18 protein-coding genes are annotated in these 19,988 nt (G+C 45.4%); 14 read left to right on the forward strand and 4 right to left on the reverse strand.

Annotated elements, in window-relative coordinates; translation table 11 throughout:
* Positions 1-189: 189 nt before the first annotated feature.
* Both JOC95_RS19430 and JOC95_RS19435 read right to left on the reverse strand, forming a co-directional pair.
* Positions 190-1,545, reverse strand: a complete 1,356-nt coding sequence (locus JOC95_RS19430; protein ID WP_204419555.1) for an MFS transporter — start codon at positions 1,543-1,545, stop codon at positions 190-192.
* A gap of 19 nt (positions 1,546-1,564) precedes the next feature.
* Positions 1,565-2,410: a patatin-like phospholipase family protein gene (locus JOC95_RS19435; protein WP_204419403.1), complete on the reverse strand. Its 846-nt coding sequence runs from the start codon at positions 2,408-2,410 to the stop codon at positions 1,565-1,567.
* A 189-nt stretch (positions 2,411-2,599) separates the two neighbouring features.
* Between JOC95_RS19435 and ilvA the strand changes: the two genes are divergently transcribed.
* From ilvA to JOC95_RS19490, 11 genes are all read left to right on the forward strand, one after another.
* Positions 2,600-3,859 carry a threonine ammonia-lyase IlvA gene (ilvA, locus tag JOC95_RS19440; RefSeq protein WP_204419405.1) on the forward strand — a complete coding sequence of 420 codons (1,260 nt, stop codon included), beginning with the start codon at positions 2,600-2,602 and terminating at the stop codon, positions 3,857-3,859.
* Between the two features lie 529 nt (positions 3,860-4,388).
* Positions 4,389-5,333 (forward strand): branched-chain-amino-acid transaminase, encoded by a 945-nt coding sequence (ilvE, locus tag JOC95_RS19445; protein WP_204419407.1) that lies wholly within the window; start codon positions 4,389-4,391, stop codon positions 5,331-5,333.
* A 55-nt stretch (positions 5,334-5,388) separates the two neighbouring features.
* Entirely contained in the window at positions 5,389-7,056 is a 1,668-nt protein-coding gene (gene ilvD / locus JOC95_RS19450; protein ID WP_204419409.1) for a dihydroxy-acid dehydratase, read from the forward strand.
* Between the two features lie 21 nt (positions 7,057-7,077).
* Positions 7,078-8,793 (forward strand): biosynthetic-type acetolactate synthase large subunit, encoded by a 1,716-nt coding sequence (gene ilvB / locus JOC95_RS19455; RefSeq protein WP_204419412.1) that lies wholly within the window; start codon positions 7,078-7,080, stop codon positions 8,791-8,793.
* Positions 8,790-9,047, forward strand: a complete 258-nt coding sequence (ilvN, locus tag JOC95_RS19460; RefSeq protein ID WP_204419415.1) for an acetolactate synthase small subunit — start codon at positions 8,790-8,792, stop codon at positions 9,045-9,047. Before ilvB ends, ilvN begins: the two co-directional genes overlap by 4 nt.
* 29 nt (positions 9,048-9,076) lie before the next feature.
* Entirely contained in the window at positions 9,077-10,102 is a 1,026-nt protein-coding gene (gene ilvC / locus JOC95_RS19465) for a ketol-acid reductoisomerase (RefSeq protein ID WP_204419417.1), read from the forward strand.
* Entirely contained in the window at positions 10,089-11,639 is a 1,551-nt protein-coding gene (locus JOC95_RS19470; protein WP_204419419.1) for a 2-isopropylmalate synthase, read from the forward strand. The genes ilvC and JOC95_RS19470 overlap by 14 nt, the downstream gene beginning before the upstream one ends.
* The gene (leuB, locus tag JOC95_RS19475) at positions 11,636-12,727 is read left to right on the forward strand and encodes a 3-isopropylmalate dehydrogenase (RefSeq protein ID WP_204419421.1); all 1,092 of its coding nucleotides are present in this window, start codon (positions 11,636-11,638) and stop codon (positions 12,725-12,727) included. Before JOC95_RS19470 ends, leuB begins: the two co-directional genes overlap by 4 nt.
* Before the next feature lie 37 nt (positions 12,728-12,764).
* Complete coding sequence (gene leuC, locus JOC95_RS19480; protein ID WP_204419423.1) at positions 12,765-14,186, forward strand: 3-isopropylmalate dehydratase large subunit; 1,422 nt, start codon at positions 12,765-12,767, stop codon at positions 14,184-14,186.
* Positions 14,186-14,797, forward strand: a complete 612-nt coding sequence (gene leuD, locus JOC95_RS19485; protein WP_204419425.1) for a 3-isopropylmalate dehydratase small subunit — start codon at positions 14,186-14,188, stop codon at positions 14,795-14,797. The genes leuC and leuD overlap by 1 nt, the downstream gene beginning before the upstream one ends.
* Positions 14,798-15,015: 218 nt before the next feature.
* Positions 15,016-15,951, forward strand: a complete 936-nt coding sequence (locus JOC95_RS19490) for a DUF6612 family protein (RefSeq protein ID WP_204419427.1) — start codon at positions 15,016-15,018, stop codon at positions 15,949-15,951.
* Positions 15,952-15,997: 46 nt separating this feature from the next.
* Here the strand turns inward: JOC95_RS19490 and JOC95_RS19495 are convergent, their stop codons facing one another.
* Positions 15,998-16,552 carry a hypothetical protein gene (locus JOC95_RS19495; protein ID WP_204419429.1) on the reverse strand — a complete coding sequence of 185 codons (555 nt, stop codon included), beginning with the start codon at positions 16,550-16,552 and terminating at the stop codon, positions 15,998-16,000.
* Positions 16,553-16,667: 115 nt separating this feature from the next.
* On the opposite strand from JOC95_RS19495, the gene JOC95_RS19500 reads away from it, so the two are divergent.
* From JOC95_RS19500 to JOC95_RS19510, 3 genes are all read left to right on the forward strand, one after another.
* A complete protein-coding gene (locus JOC95_RS19500; protein ID WP_204419431.1) occupies positions 16,668-17,588 on the forward strand; it encodes a phosphatidate cytidylyltransferase in 921 nt (306 codons plus the stop codon).
* A gap of 53 nt (positions 17,589-17,641) precedes the next feature.
* Positions 17,642-18,205, forward strand: coding sequence for a maltose acetyltransferase domain-containing protein (locus JOC95_RS19505; protein ID WP_204419433.1), 564 nt, complete (start codon positions 17,642-17,644; stop codon positions 18,203-18,205).
* Between the two features lie 136 nt (positions 18,206-18,341).
* Entirely contained in the window at positions 18,342-18,740 is a 399-nt protein-coding gene (locus JOC95_RS19510; protein WP_204419435.1) for a hypothetical protein, read from the forward strand.
* 62 nt (positions 18,741-18,802) lie between these two features.
* Here the strand turns inward: JOC95_RS19510 and JOC95_RS19515 are convergent, their stop codons facing one another.
* Complete coding sequence (locus JOC95_RS19515; RefSeq protein ID WP_204419438.1) at positions 18,803-19,945, reverse strand: glycosyltransferase family 2 protein; 1,143 nt, start codon at positions 19,943-19,945, stop codon at positions 18,803-18,805.
* Between the last annotated feature and the right edge of the window lie 43 nt (positions 19,946-19,988).

Below are 19,988 nucleotides of genomic sequence, written 5' to 3' on the forward strand. Positions count from 1 at the left end.
TAATGGCTTTTTTGAACGATTCCTCCAATGAAAAAGCCAATAGCGGCGTGCTAATGGCTTTTATAAACGATTCCTCCAATGAAAAGGCCAATAGCAGCATACTAAGCTAAGGTCTTTCTATCACATTCTCCCTAATAGAAAGGCCACTAGCCTCATGCTAATGGCTTTTCAAACAAGTTACCTTTTCCATTAAATACCTTTGCTTTTCCTATAGTGCCAAAATACAGCAAGGGTAGCCGATAATAGGACGGTCAGTCCAATGAAGATGTTGCGGTATGCTGCATCCACCGATATACCGGATTGCCATACTAGAAGCAGCCCGGTTAATGCGACCCCGAATGCCCCTCCGAAAAACTGGACAAGCTGGGCGATACCCATTCCTGCACCAAGTTGCTTTTTGTCGAGGATCCTCGAGATTTCATTGGAAATGCTTGAGGTCAATGCCGAAAATCCGGTGCTCATGAACATATAGGTAAATAAAATGGCGTAAGGAGACAGTCCCCCGAAAAACGCAAAGGACACTGTTGCAACAATCAAAAATCCCTCACCAAACAATATCAGCGGTATATTCCCGAATCGATCGATCAATCTCCCTATGAATTGAGCCGCAATTGCTGACAGGATTGCACCTGGGAATATTAATAATCCGATGGTGGCCGGCTCTTTTTCAAAAAGGACCGAAAGCATGATCGGCATCAGGAAGAGTGATGAGAAATGGGTGACAAAAGCGCCGAACCCGATAAAGAGAAGCTTTGTAAATTGCCTGTTCTTTAAAAGTGCCGGTTGTATGAAAGGCATTGGAATCCGGTGGATATGCAACCAGAGCCAACCAAGTATCAATATGCTACCAATTAAAATGGGAAGGGAAAAGCTCGATAGATAGAGGAGAAGGCCTGTCACACCAAGTCCGATCAAGATGCTGCCGAGTATATCGAATTTTCCTTTCTGTACCTCCTCATATGGCAATAACCGCCTGAATATTGGAAGTAGGAGCAATACAAAGCCTGTCACCATGAAAAGGTAGTGCCATCCTAAATATTGCGTAATAAGCCCGCCGATAACGGGACCAAGGCCAAAGCCCAAGCTTGCTGCAGAAGAAATGAAAGCCATCGCCTTCCCTCTGCGGGAGATGGGGATATATCTACCCGCAAGCACCATTGCAAGGCCAGGTACTGCCCCCGCACCTCCAGCCTGCAAAAGCCTTGCAGCCAAAAGCATATAAAAATTAGACGAGATAAATCCAATGATAGAGGAAATCGCCAATAAGCTTAATCCGATAGTCAATAGCCGCCTGATAGGGATGAAGTCGGATAACCGGCTATAAGTCAAGGTTGCAATCGCAAATACAATTGAATAACCTGACACTATCCAGGAAGCAGTGGAAGAGGAAAGTGACAACTCCTTAAGTACACTTGGAAGTGCAACATTGAACATTGTTGTATTCATGACCACCAGCCAGACGGTGATGCTCCAGAAGATGATCACTTTGCTTTCTTGAAGTACAGGCTCTTCTACTGCCTGTGTATGGGCCGAATCCATCGACATTGCGATCACCAAGTTTCTCTTATTTTTCTATAAAAGCGAGAAGCTGCTCATAATTGTTTTTTGCATCCTGCCATCCAAGCTCATATAGGTCTATCAGCCTCTGCTGATTCTTTTCAATCCGGCTCACCTGAAGCGTCTTGCTTGGTTGGATCAGAAAAGTGGTACCTTGATCTTTTTCTTTTTCAATATAGTCCAGGGTGTCGTTATAAAGCTGATAACGAGTCTGCAGCTTTTCAGAAATGATCGGATATTGCTTGTATTTGAAAAGAGAGGAAAAGCGGCTTGCTTTCTTTTTATAGCCAACGGGCTTGGTCATGATGACAACATTCTTTTGGAAACCATCCAGTTGCGCTTTTCTTATGGGGATGGGATCGATGATTCCTCCATCGAGCAAAAATTTATCCTGATAGGCCACAGTTGGTGCCACAAAAGGGAGTGAGCTGGATGCACGGATCAATTGCAGCATGTTTTCCCCATGCTCATCCATATGATAATAAATGGGCTCCCCTGTCATGCAATCCGTTGTCACCACGACAAATTGCTCGGTTCTTTGCAGGAATGTTTCATAATCATACGGCACAAGCTTGTTGGGAATCTCATCAAAAACGAAATCCATATCGAAAAGCTGTTTCTTCTTCCAATAGTTTCGATAGGATAAGTAACGCGGATCTTTCACGAAATCGATATTCACTTGTCTGTTCCGGCCTTTTTGCCTTGAAAGGTAAGAGGCTGCCATACAAGCGCCGGCTGATACGCCTATCACATATGGAAAATAAAGATCCTTTTCCATGAAGTATTCCAGAACGCCTGCAGTATATACGCCTCTCATTCCGCCGCCTTCCAATACAAGTCCACTATTCAGCATATGATACCCCTCTTTTTTTAATAAGTGTTATTGTACCAAAACATGTTCCGACTTGTCAGAATGGATGCTCGAAAATTTTTTTGCCGTTTCAAAAGGTGGATTTTGAAAATTCGGGTAGTGACAGCAACCTTCAAGCTGTTGTACAATGATTCACAATATTCCGATAGGCTTGAAAGGAGAGTGCAAGTTATGAAAGTGCTACATAATGGGGTACGGGTAGAAGGTATTGAACATGCCAGGGAGGTGTTGCGGGATGTTGTGGTACGGACTCCCCTGCAGTTGGATCCCATTTTATCCGAGCGTTATCAGTGCAAGGTCTATTTGAAAAGGGAGGATCTTCAGGTTGTGCGTTCTTTTAAAATCAGGGGAGCCTATTATCTTGTTCAGAGCCTCACGGATGAACAAAGGGCAAGGGGCGTTGTTTGTGCGAGCGCGGGAAATCATGCACAAGGTGTGGCTTATGCATGTAAAAAGCTTGGCATCAAGGGGAAAATCTATATGCCGACAACCACACCGCGGCAAAAGGTTTCACGGGTTGAGTTTTTTGGCGGTGAGTTTACGGAAGTCGTCCTGACTGGGGACACATATGATGACTCCTACCAAAAAGCCTGGGAGGTCTGTGAACGGGAAGGCATGAAATTCGTGCATCCATTTGATGACCCTCTCACCATAACCGGACAAGGAACGGTTGGTCTGGAAGTGATGGAGCAGCTTGACGAGGAATGTTCCCATGTGTTCATGGGGATCGGGGGTGGCGGCTTGGTATCCGGAGTTGGATCCTATTTTAAAAGTGTTGCCCCCCAAACAAAAATCATCGGGGTAGAACCGATGGGTGCGCCCGGAATGAAACAATCCATCACCATGAATGAAGTGGTCATCCTAGAGGAAATTGACAGCTTTGTGGACGGTGCTGCAGTAAAACAGGTAGGGCAGCTCTCTTTTGAAATGGCAAAAGAAATTGTGGATGATATCATCCTTGTTCCGGAAGGGAAGGTATGTACCACGATCCTTAACCTATATAACGAAAATGCGATCATAGCAGAACCAGCCGGAGCCCTTTCAATTGCCGCACTTGATTTCTACAAAGAGGAAATCAGGGGAAAGGCGGTTGTCTGTGTGGTGAGCGGAGGGAACAATGACTTGGATCGGATGCAGGAAATGAAGGAGCGATCCCTTATCTATGAGGGATTGAAGCACTATTTTATCGTCAATTTCCCTCAAAGGGCGGGTGCGTTGCGTGAATTCATGGAGGACGTCCTTGGAGAGACAGATGATATTACCCGTTTTGAATATACAAAAAAGAATAACAGGGACAAAGGTCCTGTTCTCGTTGGGGTGGAGCTCAGGGTGCCACAAGATTATTTCTCCCTGATCGAACGGATGAAAAAGAAAGGTTTCACTTATCTGGAAATCAATAAGGATAAGCAGCTATTTAATTTATTGATATAATTTGAACGGGGGAATGAAAAGGACGGGATATCCCGTTCTTTTTTCTGTTTATACACAAGAAAAAGAGGGTATGTAAATTTTTTTTACAAGGTTTTTGTAACCGTTTTCTTTGTTGATGGGACAAAAATGAAAGCGCTTTAAAATAGTCAGTAAAATTAGAATTATCTGAATTTAGGTGTTGACCTAGTGTATGGACGGTATTAAAATAACAACAACTCAAACAAACATTGAGTAAGGATATAACAATTCCCTTATCAGGAGGGTATCTAGGGTTCCGGTGTTTTCAGGAAAATAAAGTGGTAAAAAAACGAAACAATATCTCGTTTTTACAACTGGATTTCTTGAGGCATGACTGGTCCAAGCGATACCAGCATCATCTTGTACGATGGTGTACACCGTGAGGAAAAAAGCCTCTACGGATAGGTTCTGATTGACGCACAACGTTTATTCAACCTGTCTAAGGGGCAACTTTTTAACATTTATTTATCAGAATATTCCAATAATAAAACAAAGAAAGAGGAGATTAGCTATGTGTAGATACATCTATATGAATGGCCAATTAGTAGAAAAAGAGAAGGCAGTTGTATCTGTATATGATCACGGGTTCCTATATGGAGATGGTATCTTTGAAGGAATCCGAATGTACGACGGAAATGTTTTCCGCCTTCGTGAACATCTTGAAAGACTTTATGACTCTGCAAGATCCATTCTCTTAAACATCCCCTATACCATGTCTGAGCTAGAGGATATTATCGTCGAGACCCTGAGGAAGAACAAGCTGTATGACACAGCCTACATTCGATTGGTCGTTTCCAGGGGAGTCGGCGATCTCGGTTTAGATCCCACAAAATGCAAAACTCCAAATCTGATTGTCATTGCCGAACAGTTGGCATTATTCCCAAAAGAACTGTATGACGTTGGTATCAGCATGGTTACCGTCCCAACCAGACGTAACCGACCTGATATCCTGAGTCCAAAAGTGAAATCCCTCAATTATTTAAATAACATCATGGTAAAAGCAGAAGCCAACATGGCAGGCGCGAATGAAGCCCTGACCTTGAATACGGAAGGCTATGTTGCAGAGGGATCAGGACAGAACATCTTTATCGTGAAAGGGAAAAAGCTTCTGACTCCACCAAGCTATGTGGGAGCGCTGGAGGGAATCACCCGAAACGCCATCATCGACCTAGCGAGGGACCTTGGCTATGATGTTCGCGAGGAGCCGTTCACAAGACATGACGTATATGTGGCTGACGAAGTATTCCTGACAGGTACTGCAGCGGAGGTCATTCCTGTAGTGAGCCTGGACGCCCGGATGATTGCAGATGGAAAACCGGGAAAAGAAACACACAATCTACTAAATCATTTCCGGAAACTAGTAGTGGAAGATGGACTGAAAGTATATCCGGAAAAAAACCAGGTTGGATGGGAAATCAGCGGAGGCGTTTTGTTAGGTGAAGCGCTGAATCACTAAAGAGGGGCCTGACCCCAATCTTACAAAGCAGCAATGAAGGAGGTAATCGACTACCATGAGAAGTAACACTATCAAAAGAGGAATCGACCGTGCCCCGCACCGCAGCTTGCTGCGGGCGGCAGGAGTGAAGGATGAAGATATGGATAAGCCGTTCATCGGCGTTTGCAATTCCTATGTGGATATCATCCCGGGACATATGCACTTGAATAAATTTGCAGAAGTGGTGAAAGAGGCGATCCGGGATGCCGGAGGGGTGCCTTTTGAATTTAATACTATCGGAGTGGATGACGGAATCGCGATGGGGCATATCGGAATGCGTTACTCGCTTCCGAGCAGGGAGTTGATTGCAGATTCTGCAGAAACGGTAATCAATGCCCACTGGTTTGATGGGGTATTCTATATTCCCAACTGTGACAAAATCACTCCTGGAATGCTGATGGCGGCAGCGAGAACCAATGTACCGGCCGTTTTCGTATCCGGAGGTCCGATGGAGGCTGGCCGGACAAAGGATGGTGCCCCATTGTCCCTTGTGTCTGTATTTGAAGGGGTCGGAAGCGTGCTTTCCGGTAAAATGAGCCGTGAAGAGCTTCTGGAAATCGAATCAAGCGCATGTCCGACCTGTGGCTCCTGCTCAGGGATGTTTACGGCAAATTCGATGAATACCTTGATGGAAATGCTGGGAGTGGCACTCCCTGGGAACGGTACCATGGTCGCCACTTCAGAAGGCAGACACGAGCTGATCAGGGATGCTGCCAAGCACCTGATGAGACAAATCGAAGAAGATGTGAGGCCGCGCGACATTATTACAAAAGAAGCAATCGATGATGCTTTTGCTTTGGATATGGCAATGGGGGGCTCAACGAATACTGTCCTACATACACTTGCCATTGCCCATGAGGCTGGGATTGATTATAGGCTCGAAGACATCAATAAAATCGCAGAGCGAGTGCCTTACCTTTGCAAAGTCAGTCCCGCTTCAGACTATAGCATGGAAGACGTCCATGAAGCAGGCGGGGTCAGTGCCATCATCAAGGAGCTTTGCCAGATTGAAGGAGCCATCCATCCAGGGCGCTTGACGATTTCAGGACAAAGCATCCAGGAAGTAGTCGACCATGCCCAGATAGTCAATGACAGGGTGATCAGAAGGAAAGACAATCCATACAGTCCGGTTGGCGGGCTTAGCATACTATTTGGGAATTTGGCCCCAAATGGAGGGGTAATCAAGGTTGGAGCAGTGGATCCTTCCATCAAGACCTTTACCGGGGAAGCGATCATCTATGAATCCCAGGAAGAGGCACAAAAGGGAATCGATAGTGGCCAGGTCAGGGAAGGGCATGTCGTAGTCATCCGTTATGAGGGGCCAAAAGGCGGGCCGGGAATGCCCGAGATGCTGGCACCGACATCATCCATTGCCGGCAGAGGACTATCAACAAAGGTAGCATTGATCACGGATGGAAGGTTTTCAGGAGCTACAAGGGGGATATCTATTGGTCACATTTCTCCCGAAGCTGCAGAAGGAGGACCCATTGCATTTGTAGAGAATGGGGATACCATTCAGATAGATTTAGAGAAACGCACCATTTACCTGCTTGTGGAAAAAGAAGAGCTGGCAGCCCGAAAAAGCAATTGGCAGCCTCCTGAGCCGAAAGTGAAAAGCGGATATTTGGCAAGATATGCAGCACTCGTCACTTCTGCCAATACAGGCGGTGTATTGAAAGTATAAAAATAAGGAGGTGGAGAACAAATGAGTACAGCAGAAACTACTGGCACAAAGGTTGCGCAAAAGATACTGACAGGATCCCGCATGATAGTGGAGGCCTTGAAGGAAGAGAAGGTGGAGGTGATCTTCGGCTATCCTGGGGGTGCAGTGCTTAATATTTATGACGCATTATATGATGGAGGCATTCCTCATCTTTTGACAAGGCATGAGCAGGGAGCGATACATGCAGCAGAAGGATATGCCCGCATTACAGGCAAGCCCGGGGTTGTGATCGCAACCTCTGGCCCAGGCGCCACGAATATCGTAACTGGCCTTGCGGATGCAATGATAGATTCGTTGCCGCTTGTAGTCATTACGGGTCAGGTCAATTCCCAGGTTCTTGGATCGGATGCTTTCCAGGAGGCACCGATTCTTGGGATTTCCATGCCGATCACCAAACATAATTTCCAGGTCCAGGATGTAAAGGAATTGCCTCGAATCTTTAAGGAAGCTTTCCATATTGCATCAACTGGCAGGCCTGGACCGGTGCTGATCGACGTCCCAAAAGACATAACTGCTACCTCGGGAATCTATGATTATTCCAAACAGGTCCATCTGCCTGGATACAAATTACAGACAGATCCAGATCCCGACGCGATCAAAAAGGTGGCGCAGGCCATCCAAAAAGCCAACAAGCCTGTCATTCTTGCCGGCGCAGGAGTTCTCCACAGTAAAGCAAGCAATCTGCTAAAAGAACTGGTTGCCAAAACGACCATTCCTGTGGCCAATACCTTGCTCGGACTGGGAAGTTTCCCGCACAATCATCCGCTTTTCCTCGGAATGGCAGGGATGCATGGAACCTATACGGCTAATATGGCTCTATATGAAGCCGATCTGATCATCAATATCGGGGCAAGATTTGACGACAGGCTGACAGGCAACCTGCAGGAGTTTGCCAAGTTTGCAAAAGTGGTCCATTTTGATATCGATCCATCGGAAATCGGAAAAAATGTCCCGACAGATTATCCGGTAGTAGGGGATGCCTCAAAATCTCTTAAACTCTTATTGAATGAAGCATTGGAAACTGGTGATAAAGGGGAATGGTTGGAACGCTTGCTTCAATCAAAGGAAGAATTTCCACTATGGTATGTGGAAGATGGAGCGACATTCAAACCTCAGCGATTATTGGAACTGGTACATGAGTTATCCAAAGGGGAAGCAATCATCACAACTGATGTAGGACAGCATCAAATGTGGACTGCACAGTTCCATGGTTTCACACAGCCCGACAAATGGGTGACTTCCGGCGGGTTGGGGACGATGGGATTTGGCTTGCCAGCGGCAATTGGTGCCCAAGTAGCCGATAAGGATGCAGCAGTCATAGCAGTCCTTGGGGATGCAGGATTCCAGATGACTCTTCAGGAGCTGGCAGTTTTGAAGGAATATAAGCTCCCGGTTAAAGTGGTGCTTGTCAATAATCAATCGATGGGAATGGTACGCCAGTGGCAGCAACTTTTCTATCAGGAAAGATATTCAGAATCCCTTTTGCCAAATCAGCCGGATTATGTAAAACTATCGGATGCTTTTGGAATCAAAGCGGCCGTAGTAGAGAACGAAGAGGAGTTCCGGGCGGCTTTTACAGAAGCACTTGCAACGGACGAACCTTATCTCTTGGACTGCCGGGTGACACAGGCGGAAAACGTCTATCCGATGATTGCCCCTGGAAAAGGAATTCAACAAATGGAAGGTGTGAAGCCATGAAGCGGACGCTCTCACTGCTTGTAAACAATCAACTTGGCGTATTGAACAGATTGACCAACCTCTTTTTACGAAAAGGATTGAATATTGAAAGCCTGGCGGTTGCACCTGTCAATGAGTCTTCCATCTCCCTTATGACCATTGTCGTCAATGTGGTGGAGGAGCAGGAAGTCGAAAGGATAAAACTCCAGCTGGATAAGCAGATCGATGTTATTCAAATTACAGACATTTCCGAGCAGATTGCTCTTTCTAATTAACTGAATTTTACAAAAAAGGAGGAAGTAAGATGACAGCTAAAATGTATTATAACGATGACATTTCACAAACGGCATTAAACGGGAAAACAGTAGCAGTGGTGGGGTATGGTTCCCAAGGTCATGCACATGCCCAGAATCTAAGGGACAGCGGAGTGGAAGTGGTAGTGGGTGTCCGACCCGGGGGATCCTGGCAAAAGGCCCAGGAGGATGGTTTTCAAGTATCTTCTGTAGCCGAGGCAGTGGCTAAGGCGGATGTCGTGATGGTCCTGCTCCCGGATGAAAGGCAGCCGGAAGTGTTCAAACAGGAAATCGAGCCACACCTGACTGCAGGAAAGGCGTTGGCATTTGCACATGGGTTCAATGTCCATTTCCATCAGGTTGTACCGCCGAATGATGTCGATGTATTCTTGGTCGCACCTAAGGGACCGGGCCATCTGGTAAGACGTGTTTTTGAAGAAGGTGGAGGAGTACCAGCCCTTTTTGCGGTCCATCAGGATGCATCAGGTGAAGCAAAGGAAGTTGCATTGGCATATAGCAAAGCGGTTGGAGCCGGCAGAGCGGCAGTCATGGAAACGACGTTTAAGGAAGAAACGGAAACAGACCTATTCGGTGAACAGGCTGTACTTTGCGGCGGGACGACTGCGCTCGTGAAAGCAGGTTTCGAGACACTCGTGGAAGCGGGATACCAGCCGGAAGTCGCATATTTTGAGTGTTTGCACGAGCTGAAGTTGATCGTGGATCTATTATATGAGTCCGGTTTGGAAGGCATGAGATACAGCATCTCAGACACTGCTCAATGGGGCGACTTTACAGCAGGGCCCCGTGTAGTAAATGATGGGACAAAAGAAGAAATGAGAAAGATCCTATCCGAAATCCAATCCGGTCAGTTCGCAAAAGGCTGGGTGCTCGAGAACCAGGCAAACCGTCCGATGTTCCACGCAATCAATGAACAGGAAAAACATCACCCACTCGAAGTGGTAGGAAGGGAGCTCCGCGCTAAGATGCCATTCATCCAATCGAAGAAGAAGGGAGTGGTCGGCAGTGCGAAAGGTTGACATTTTTGATACCACATTAAGGGACGGGGAACAGTCAGCAGGAGTGAATCTTCATCCCCATGAAAAGCTTGAGATCGCCCTTCAATTGGAAAGGTATGGCGTAGATGTGATGGAGGCAGGTTTTCCTGCTTCCTCCTATGGGGATTTCCAGGCTGTCCAGAGAATAGCCAGAACAATAAAGAAAGCTACAGTGGTTGGACTGGCAAGGGCAGTAAAGTCTGATATTGATGCAGTCTATGAAGCAGTGAAAGATGCAGCTAAACCTGGGATACATGTTTTCCTGGCAACGTCCCCCATTCATATGGAATATAAGCTGAAGAAAAAGCCGAAGGAAGTGGTGGAAGCAGCTGTTCAGGCAGTGGAATATGCTTCCCGATTTTTTTCACATGTGCAATGGTCGGCAGAGGATGCAACGAGGAGTGAATGGCCATTTTTGGCACATATCATTGAAAAGGTCATTGATGCAGGGGCGACTGTCATCAATCTTCCGGACACGGTTGGCTATACAACTCCAGTTGAATATGCTCAGTTAATCACATACATTAAAGATCATGTTCCCAACATCAGTAAAGTGAAACTCTCGGCTCATTGCCATGATGACCTGGGGATGGCCGTCTCCAACTCCTTATCTGCCATTCAAAGTGGTGTCGATCAGATCGAAGGGACCATAAATGGGATCGGAGAGAGGGCCGGCAACGCTTCCCTGGAGGAAATCATCGTTGCACTGCAAATCAGAAAAGATGTCTACAGAGTGGAAACGAATATAGATCTGACCCAGACAGTCAGAACAAGTAATCTTGTCAGTAAACTTACAGGAATGATTGTTCCGCAAAATAAAGCGGTAGTGGGGGCCAATGCATTCGCTCATGAATCCGGAATCCACCAGGATGGAGTCTTGAAAAACAAGAGTACCTATGAAGTGATCAATCCTGAGATGGTAGGTCTCCACTCAAACAAGATGGTCTTAGGTAAACACTCCGGAAGCCATGCCTTCAAGCAAAGGTGCGAGGAACTTGGTCTCTATTTAAATGAAGAAGAAGGCAAGAAACTATTCAAGGCGTTCAAGGATCTGACGTTAAAAAAGAAAGAAGTCACAGAGGACGACATATTCGCCCTTATGATGGATTCTTCAGTAAAGGGCTTGTTTCCGCACTATCGAATGGAAACCCTGCAGATCTCCTATGGTTCGAATATCATTCCTACCACCACCATTGTCATCCAGACGGAAGAAGGAGAAGTCCTGCAGGAATCGGCTACCGGAAAAGGGAGCGTCGAATCGGTCTATAACACGATTTCCAGAATCCTTCAAAAAGATATATCCTTACTGGATTACCGGATCCAATCTACAACATATGGCAGCGATGCCCTCGCTGAAGTATACGTGAAAATAAAATGTGATGGCGAAGTGAGCAGCGGGAGAGGCATCGAACATGATGTGTTGGAAGCATCCGCAAAAGCATATTTGGATGCAGTGAACCGGCTCTCCATCAAAGAAAAGTTTGCAAGGTATTCAGCCAAAGGAGTGGAGGTCAGTTGAGCAACTATAAAATTGCCGTGTTACCTGGTGACGGAATCGGTCCTGATGTGGTCAAGGAAGCAGTCCAGTTACTTGAAGAAATCGGAAATCAATATAATCATCAGTTTGAATTTGTGTATGGGAAAATAGGAGGAGTTGCCGTGGATGAAGCGGGAACTCCTCTTCCTGAAAAAACGGTTGAAATTTGTAAGGAAAGTGATGCAGTTCTTTTGGGAGCGGTTGGTGGTCCGAAGTGGGACAATGAATCACCGGAACTAAAGCCGGAGACCGGATTGCTTGGCATCAGGAAAGCTTTACAGCTATATGCCAACCTGCGACCTGTTACCCTATTTTCCTCCTTGATCCACAGCTCCCCCCTCAAAAGGGAGGTAGTCCTGGACACTGATATCTTGATAGTCCGTGAGCTTACTGGCGGAATCTACTTCGGGTCTCCGAGAGAGCGAAGAGTCGGGGAAAAGGGAGTGGAAGTGATAGATACACTCTTTTATACGGAAGCGGAAATGGAACGCATAATCCGGAAAGGCTTTGAACTGGCACAAACCCGTAAAAGGAAGCTCACTTCTGTGGATAAAGCGAATGTATTGGAAAGCAGCAGGCTCTGGAGGGAAGTGGCGAACCGGGTTTCCTGTGATTATCCGGACGTCGCCCTGACACATATGCTTGTCGATAATGCAGCGATGCAACTGATCCGCAATCCAAGGCAATTTGATGTCATTGTGACGGAAAACATGTTTGGTGACATCTTGAGCGACGAAGCATCGATGCTGACAGGGTCACTTGGCATGCTGCCCTCAGCAAGTCTGGGAGTGGAAGGTCCGGGTCTTTATGAACCTATTCATGGTTCGGCACCTGATATTGCAGGAAAGGATGTGGCCAATCCACTTGCCACCATATTATCGGCAGCCTTGCTTTTAAGGCATTCACTGGGACTCTCAGAGGAAGCGTATGCGGTGGAAAAAGCCGTGGAACAAGCCCTCGAACAGGGATTTCGGACGCATGACATAGGCGGGGAATGGGAGAGGGTGCTGAGTACCACGCAAATGGGGGAAGTGGTGAGAGGCAATCTGAAGGCACCCATCATTAGCTGATTGAAGAAATGAGAATATAATGCGGAAGGTGAGTGACATGCAGCCGAGAACATTATTCGAAAAGATTTGGGACCAGCATACGGTCGTGAAAGAAGATAATAAGCCCAACTTAATATATATTGATCTGCATCTCGTGCATGAGGTAACATCTCCTCAGGCATTTGAAGGATTACGATTGAACGGCAGAAAGGTCAGGCAGCCGGAACTGACTTTTGCCACCATGGACCATAATGTGCCGACGATTGATCCTTTTGATGTTAAGGATGAGATTGCTGCGAAACAGATGAGTACTTTAGAAAAAAACTGCAAGGAATTCGGGATCCGATTGGCTGACCTGAAAAGTGCCGATCAGGGGATTGTCCATGTAATCGGCCCCGAATTGGGTCTGACCCTTCCCGGGAAAACGATTGTTTGCGGTGATAGCCATACCTCTACACATGGGGCATTCGGTGCATTGGCTTTTGGAATCGGCACAAGCGAAGTGGAGCATGTCCTTGCAACGCAATGCCTATGGCAATCCAAACCGAAGACGTTGAAGATCGATTTCCAAGGACTCCGGCCACTAGGGGTTGCAGCAAAAGATATTATCCTGGCTGTAATCGCAAAATACGGGACGTCTTTCGGAACAGGATACGTCCTCGAATTTACAGGAAAAGTCATCGAAGACATGAGCATGGAGGAAAGGATGACATTATGCAATATGGCAATTGAAGCTGGCGCACGGGCAGGTCTTGTTGCCCCGGATGAAACAACCTTCTCCTATCTGAAAGGAAGAAAATATGCACCTGTCGGGGAAGAACGGGACCGTGCCGAGGTGGAATGGTTCAATTTAAGGTCTGATGCAGGTGCAGTGTATGATAAAGTGATTGAATTCGATATCACCAACCTGGAACCACAGGTGACATGGGGGACCAATCCTTCGATGGGGACGTCTATCAGTGGGTTGGTGCCAAATCCTGCTGACATACAAAATGAAACAGAGAAAAAATCTGTTGCACAGGCAATTGAATATATGGGCTTGCAGCCTGGAATGAAAATAACAGATATCACGATAGATTATGTATTTATAGGCTCATGCACCAATTCACGTATAGAAGACCTGCGCCAGGCAGCTGAAGTTGTCAATGGAAGAAAGGTTTCTCCAAACGTGACAGCACTGGTGGTTCCAGGGTCTAAAAAGGTTAAATTGCAAGCCGAGGCAGAAGGCTTACATGAAGTGTTTTTAAGTGCAGGATTTGAGTGGAGAGAAGCAGGATGCAGTATGTGTCTCAGCATGAATCCGGATGTTGTTCCAGCCGGAAAACGTTGTGCCTCCACCTCTAACAGGAATTTTGAAGGCAGGCAGGGCAGGGGTGCCCGCACGCATCTTGTCAGTCCTGCCATGGCGGCCGCTGCGGCAATAAAAGGACGCTTTGTTCATTTGAATGAGTCAACGTTCGAAAAAGAGGGGGTTGTGTAATGGAGCCACTTGTCACTCATACAGGAAAAGTCATCCCCTTGGATAAAGCGAATGTCGACACCGATCAGATCATCCCGAAACAGTTTTTAAAAAGAATTGAACGTACAGGCTTTGGGCAATTCCTATTCTACGATTGGAGATTTGACGAAAAGGGACAGCCGAATAAAGGTTTTGTGATGAATCAAGCAGCATACGCCGGGGCATCCATCCTGATGGCACGCAACAATTTTGGCTGCGGATCCTCCAGGGAGCATGCTCCATGGGCCTTATTGGATTACGGGATCAAAGTGGTGATTGCCCCGTCATTTGCAGATATCTTCTATAATAACTGTTTTAAAAATGGGATATTGCCTATCTGTTTATCTGAAGAGCAGGTAGAGGAACTTTTTAATAATGCAGAAACAGGCAACATGAACCTTACAGTAGATTTAGAGTTTCAAGAACTTACCACAAGTGAAGGTAATACCTACTCCTTTGAAACAGATCCTTATCGAAAAAAGTTGTTGCTAAAAGGTCTTGATGATATCGGCTTGACGGAGATGTATGCCGATCGGATTGCTGAGTATGAAAATAAGAGACCATCAAATAGATTTGTGGAAATCAGAAACTGAACGTTATCTATTAAATTATGTATTGTTAAAATGACCCTGAAATCGTAACAGGGTCATTTTTTTCTGTGAAAAATAAATAATAGATGAAACTTTTAGGCAAGTAAGGCGTAAATAAACTGTCGGCTAATAGTGGTATATTGAAAAAATGTTATATTTACCCTATTTCAGGGTAAGAAGTAGGGTGGACACAAAAGTAAACGGGAACAGGAGAGGATCTAGTGAGAGTATTGAAAATGTGGATGATTGGAATTCTGGCAGTACTGATGTTGGCTGCGTGTGGAAATTCAACGACCGGAAACGGTGAAGACGGTAACAGCAATAAAGAGGCCAACAATGAAGCAGATGCACAAGAGCAGGATGATTCTGAAAACGGATCCATGACAGCCGATGATGTTCTACAAAAATCAATAGCAGCAATGTCAGCATTAAAGAGCTATAGCATGGAAATGACTTCAGATCAGCAAATCACGATGGCAGGGGAAGAACCAATCAATATGGTCACCTCCACAAAAACGGACATGACACTCGATCCTATGGCAATGTATCAAGTAACCTCTATGGAAGATGCAGAAAATATGATGGAGGGCATGGAGTCGGAATCTTACTTTACTGAAGACGGATTTTTCATCTTTGACCAGATGGCAGGGCAATGGTTTAAGATGCCAGATGAGTTTGTTTCAGATCTGAGCTCCTTGTCTGACATGCAGGCAGATCCATCCCAGCAGCTTGAGATGCTGAAGGGCTATTCAGAAGAAATGAAACTGACCGAAGAGGGGGATGTGTATATTCTTAACTTCTCTGGCTCCGGTGAGCAATACAATGATATGATTTCCGCGTTCGGCAATATGATGGGTGAGGGAATGGGAGGCATGATGGAGGAAATGATGTCCATGATGTCGATCAATCAGTTGGACTATGAACTTCATATAGACAAACAGACCTTCTACCAAACGAAAATCGTGATGATGATGGATATGGAAATGGATATCGAAGGGGAAAAAGTCTCGAGCATCCAGAACATGGATTCTACCCTCTCGAACTTCGATGAGGTCGGCGATATCAAAGTTCCACAGGAAGTGCTGGATACAGCTGAAGAAATTTCCCTTGAGGATATGCAACAGATGGAAAACACCGGTCAGGATGGCGGTGTGTAAGCCTCGAACGAAGGACGAAGAGCTCGTATCTGCTCTCCGTCCTTTTTCATTTCACCCGTGATTTTACAGGCTCATAATCATACAGTTTACCTTCATATATCCATTCCAGGCGATCGCTCTGGCGAAAATCATCAGGTGTGACAAGGGAAGGGAGTTTATCCCACAGCCTGATGCCGCTTCTGTGCAGTACATCTGATACAAACTGAGAACAGAAATAGGTGGAGTCGATTTCAACAGGTTCATTGATGGAAACCCCCAGCACACCCAAAAGGTTATAGAACCACTTCTTTTCCTTCTTCTGAAAGACCCCTATGATGCGCCTCATTTTTTCTACCTCTCTTGCAGTTACGGGCAGTTTGTATATGACACAAGTAGTGCCAGGATAATTTCGGTAGGTTCCGAACTCCACATCCTCTCTGACAAATCCGCCATTCAAAGGATTACTCGGTTTCTTGCGTCCGAAACTGTATAGCTCCATCAAACCCGGATCAAACGATAAAGATACATGGTTATAGGGTGCCTTTGTATATTTTTTTATGGAACGCGTGAAAAGGGTTCCGGTATCCGTCAGTAAAATATAAACATATGCTTGATTCATCATTAATCAAACCCCAGACTTATAGAATGATAGAAAGAATTCTCCCTCTTATTATACAATTTCCCTTGACCAAAATTAACCATTAATTTAATAATAAAGGGGAGATAGGGGGAAAAACATGTTTGAAATAGAAGCGGTCATTACTTTGCTGGTCATTGCTTCAGGACTGATTATTTTCAGCCTTGCTTTATTTATTGTGAAAAAGAAGAATCCATCAAAGGATTTCTCGGATCTTTCTGTCCGGTCCAAAACCTGGTGGGGGATGCTAGTCGTCTTTAGCATTGCCACACTCTTTCATCCTATGGTTTCATTATTTGCCCTGATGTTTTTATGTTTCTTTTCATTAAAAGAGTATTTTTCCATCTTAAAAACCCGGAAGGTGGATCGACAGTTGTTCCTATGGGCATATCTTTCGATACCTCTTCAATTTTATTGGATCTATATAGGCTGGTATGGAATGTTCATTGTGTTTATCCCTGTGTATGTATTTCTCTTCTTGCCCCTGCCTCGGATCCTCGGAAAAGGGACAGTCGGTTTTCTTCGTTCGGTGAGTTCGACTCAATGGGGCTTGATGCTGATGGTGTTCGGATTGAGTCATCTGGCATTCTATCAGACGGCATCACCGGAATACGGTGCCAACCTCGTACTCTTTTTGGTAGTCCTTACACAGCTTCATGACGTAGTCCAATTCCTTGTTTCCGTCTTTATCGGCAAAAAGAAAGTCGTACCTTCCTCCAACCCGAATATAACCTGGGAAGGATTTATAGTTTCCACCTTTGTTACCACAGGGGTATCCTATAATCTCTACTCCTATTTGACCCCCCTTGATGAACTCTTCGGAATATTGTCCGGTTTGATTATCAGTGTGGCATGCTTTGGAGGGAGTTTGGCTGTATCCGTTTTGAAGCGTGATCTACTGATCGGGGAAAATGAAAAGGCTTTTGTCCTTAAGAAAAGCTATCTGACACGTGTGGACAGTATGGCATATTCGGCACCGATATTCTTCCATGTGATCCGTTATTATTTTGACTTCATGTAGGATTCAATCATGCTAAAATAGATGCATATTTAAGCTTTGGAGGGATAATCGCCATGAAAACAGAAAAAGAAAAAATGCTCGACGGAGAATTATATGAACCTTGGGATGAACAGCTTCAGGCTGAAAGAATCGAAGCGAGAAGGCTTGTAAGGTTAATAAATGAAACAACAGAAACAGAAGGCGACAAAAGGGTGCAGCTCTTGAAGCAGCTTTTCGGTTCAACTGGGGAGAATGTATTTCTCGAGCCGAGTTTCCGCTGTGACTACGGCTACAATATCCATGTGGGGGAAAACTTTTTTGCCAACTTTGAATGTGTCATTTTGGACGTATGCAAAGTGGAGTTCGGCGATAACTGCATGCTTGCGCCTGGTGTACATATCTATACAGCTACCCACCCGATCGATCCTGTGGAAAGAAGCAGGGGACCTGAATATGGCAAGCCCGTCAAGATCGGGCATAATGTGTGGCTTGGAGGCTCATCCGTCATCAACCCTGGAGTGACAATAGGTGATAATGTCGTGGTAGCGTCAGGGGCAGTCGTGACGAAGGATGTACCCGCAAATGTGATTGTTGGGGGAAATCCTGCACGGATCATCAAAGAGATCGAAGTAAAATAAAGAATATATCATGAATCAGGGGAATCGCTGCATATAATGTAACGATTCTTCTTTTTTATGCCATTAAGAGCAAAAGGAATTTCACCAGTACTTATCGAAACATACATACTAGGAGATTTGGAGCGGGAGGGACGAGTTGTTGGAAAAAGAGGAGCATTCAATATTTGATCAGCCGGTCATCGCTTTCGGTTTACCCATATTAATCATGCTTTTCGGCGTTTTTCTGCTTGTGGAAGCCCATAGTTCCGGAAAGCTCAAATACATACCTGTCGTCTTCATTCTGCTTGGCTTCTCAGAGATCATCCGGGCCATCATGCGACGCCACTACCGGCCAACCAAGAAGAAGCGTGCTGAAATCAATCAGAAAAGTGGACATGTTGCCTATATACTGATGGCTACAAGTGTAGTTTTTTCCGTGCTCCTATTGATAATGGAAAAAATATCGGTGGAAATGGTCCTGTATGTGCAGCTTTCCATGGCGATTGTGGTATATCCGCTATTGAAGCTGATTCTGCTTGTTCGCCATTTTGACTGATAAAAAAGAAATCCATATAAACCGCCGCCTGCGGGTATATGGATTTCTTTTTTGTATAAGCTCTATTTTTTTAATTCTTCCAATGAATAGAAGGTGCCCCTCCAGATGATTCCACCCCGTTTGGCTGTCAGGATGGTTGCTCTTATAATACTGTAAATAAAGAGGACAGCTGTGAATGGGAGGGAGATAAAATACTTGTTGGCGCCCTTCGTCATTTTATCGGCAGTCTGATTATAGGACAAAAACAACGTCACGATGCTGATTGCGTATAAAACCCTTGTAGATCCGTCTGTCAAGAACAGCGCCAGATAAGGCCAGACTTGTGAAATGAAAAGACCGCAAACCGCAATCAGGACCATCAGGTAGCTATAGAATAGACCGGCAAATGTATTCTTTTCAAGTCCTATCAATGCCGACTTCAAGGACGGATACCATTCCACGGACAAATTCGCTTGTGCAAGCGCCAGGTGTTGTTTTTTGCCTGCCCGTTTTATTTCCTGACCGAGAATAAGATCATCATCCGGGCGCATTTTCAACTGTTCATGTGTGCCAGCATGTAGATAGGCTTCCCGGGTCAGGAGATTAAAGGCGCCGATCCCGATAGCCGTTTTACTTTTAGGGTCATTTGATTTCCAGGGTCTTTTGAAATAGGAAAAACCAAAAAGGAAAAAGGCAACAAATGCATTCGTCCAGTAACCTTTCCCTTTCAGGTTAGGTGCCAAGGTCAAATGATCAAGCTTTTCTTGGTGCAGGTAGCTGAGTGCTTTGGTTATCGTGTCCTTCTCATAATAAATGTCTGCATCAGTAAAAAGAATGAGTTCACCTCTGCTTGCTAGAAATCCCTGCAAAAGGGCGTGGTTTTTGCCTAGCCAGCCTGAAGGAAGAGATGAAACGTGTATCACGTTCATCCTGGGCTCTGTTCTTGCCATCTGATCAAGTATGATTTTTGTTTTATCTGTAGAACGATCGTTGACGACAATCCATTCAATATTAGGGTAGGACTGTGAAAATTGAGACTGAAGGCTGGCCTTGATATGCTCCTCTTCATCTCTTGCAGCGACAATAATGGAAAGCAGTGGTCCATTTTCTAAGATATTACGGTCAATAGGAACCTGTTCAAGCTTGGTGATTTTATTCATGCCGATGCTTGCATCGACCCATACAATTAACCAGAATAAGCAGGTGAAAGCCGCTAAGTAGATCATCCTTCCACTCCCCCTTGTCCATCTATCATAGCAAATGAAAGAG

It is taken from the genome of Sutcliffiella tianshenii (assembly GCF_016908565.1).
In the GTDB taxonomy this organism is placed as follows: Bacteria; Bacillota; Bacilli; order Bacillales; family Bacillaceae_I; genus Sutcliffiella_A; species Sutcliffiella_A tianshenii.

What these genes read in the sequence shown, in the direction of transcription:
- JOC95_RS19430 (WP_204419555.1), bottom strand. Translation starts at nt 1,545, where the DNA reads ATGTCGATGGATTCGGCCCATACACAGGCAGTAGAAGAGCCTGTACTT.
- JOC95_RS19435 (WP_204419403.1), bottom strand. Translation starts at nt 2,410, where the DNA reads ATGCTGAATAGTGGACTTGTATTGGAAGGCGGCGGAATGAGAGGCGTA.
- ilvA (WP_204419405.1), top strand. Translation starts at nt 2,600, where the DNA reads ATGAAAGTGCTACATAATGGGGTACGGGTAGAAGGTATTGAACATGCC.
- ilvE (WP_204419407.1), top strand. Translation starts at nt 4,389, where the DNA reads ATGTGTAGATACATCTATATGAATGGCCAATTAGTAGAAAAAGAGAAG.
- ilvD (WP_204419409.1), top strand. Translation starts at nt 5,389, where the DNA reads ATGAGAAGTAACACTATCAAAAGAGGAATCGACCGTGCCCCGCACCGC.
- ilvB (WP_204419412.1), top strand. Translation starts at nt 7,078, where the DNA reads ATGAGTACAGCAGAAACTACTGGCACAAAGGTTGCGCAAAAGATACTG.
- ilvN (WP_204419415.1), top strand. Translation starts at nt 8,790, where the DNA reads ATGAAGCGGACGCTCTCACTGCTTGTAAACAATCAACTTGGCGTATTG.
- ilvC (WP_204419417.1), top strand. Translation starts at nt 9,077, where the DNA reads ATGACAGCTAAAATGTATTATAACGATGACATTTCACAAACGGCATTA.
- leuC (WP_204419423.1), top strand. Translation starts at nt 12,765, where the DNA reads ATGCAGCCGAGAACATTATTCGAAAAGATTTGGGACCAGCATACGGTC.
- leuD (WP_204419425.1), top strand. Translation starts at nt 14,186, where the DNA reads ATGGAGCCACTTGTCACTCATACAGGAAAAGTCATCCCCTTGGATAAA.
- JOC95_RS19495 (WP_204419429.1), bottom strand. Translation starts at nt 16,552, where the DNA reads ATGATGAATCAAGCATATGTTTATATTTTACTGACGGATACCGGAACC.
- JOC95_RS19500 (WP_204419431.1), top strand. Translation starts at nt 16,668, where the DNA reads ATGTTTGAAATAGAAGCGGTCATTACTTTGCTGGTCATTGCTTCAGGA.
- JOC95_RS19505 (WP_204419433.1), top strand. Translation starts at nt 17,642, where the DNA reads ATGAAAACAGAAAAAGAAAAAATGCTCGACGGAGAATTATATGAACCT.
- JOC95_RS19515 (WP_204419438.1), bottom strand. Translation starts at nt 19,945, where the DNA reads ATGATCTACTTAGCGGCTTTCACCTGCTTATTCTGGTTAATTGTATGG.